The sequence below is a fragment of the Candidatus Termitispirillum reticulitermitis genome (genome assembly GCF_054655775.1).
This window is the reverse complement of record NZ_BAAIHG010000206.1, coordinates 1-677: the sequence shown is the minus strand read 5'-3', so window position 1 is coordinate 677 and position 677 is coordinate 1. Positions and strand designations below refer to the sequence as shown.

Sequence of the window (677 nt, the reverse complement as noted above, 5' to 3'; positions counted from 1 at the left end):
TAAAATTACAAACTGCATACAATGGTCATATCAATAACTGGAGGGGATATTGTTATGACTTATGGTTATATCCGTGTCAGCACAGCACATCAAAACACCGAAAATGGAAAGTTCGAGATAGCAGACTCTGTATTTTTTCTACTAAATGTCGCTGGATTTTGTAGAAAAACTATGCTATATTTCTACAAAATAGCAGGAGCGAATTATGAAAGAAACCGCTAAAAACCGCATTCTTTCGCGCATTTATGGGCGCGGCAAGGGTTGGGTGTTCTCCGCTGTTGATTTCCTACCCGACCTAAAACGCTGGGAAATAGACCGCTCTTTGACCGATTTGGCAAAAGAAGGAAAAATTGCACGCATTCTTCCGGGGCTTTACTATTATCCGTCGTATAGCGCACTCTTGCAGGAAATAGTCGCGCCGGACATACAGCGGGTCGCCTATGCGCTTGCCCGCAAATATAACTGGGCGATTTTCCCCGAAGGCAATACCGCGCTGAATTATCTGAATCTTTCAACGCAGGTGCCGGCGCGCTATATTTTTATTTCCAGTGGAAGCCCGCGAAAATACAAAATCGGAAACACCACGCTTGAATTCCGCCATAGGATGTTGCGCGAAAGCGTCATAGGCAACGAGCAGGCAAACCTTGTAATCCAAGCGCTGAAATCGCTGGGCAAGA

The 677-nt window shown here is 45.3% G+C and carries 1 protein-coding gene; it reads left to right on the top strand.

Annotation, left to right across the window (positions count from 1 at the left end):
- Positions 1 to 205: 205 nt before the first annotated feature.
- A partial coding sequence (locus AC1MDJ_RS08310; protein ID WP_479690444.1) for a DUF6088 family protein occupies positions 206 to 677 on the top strand: 472 nt, incomplete at its 3' end.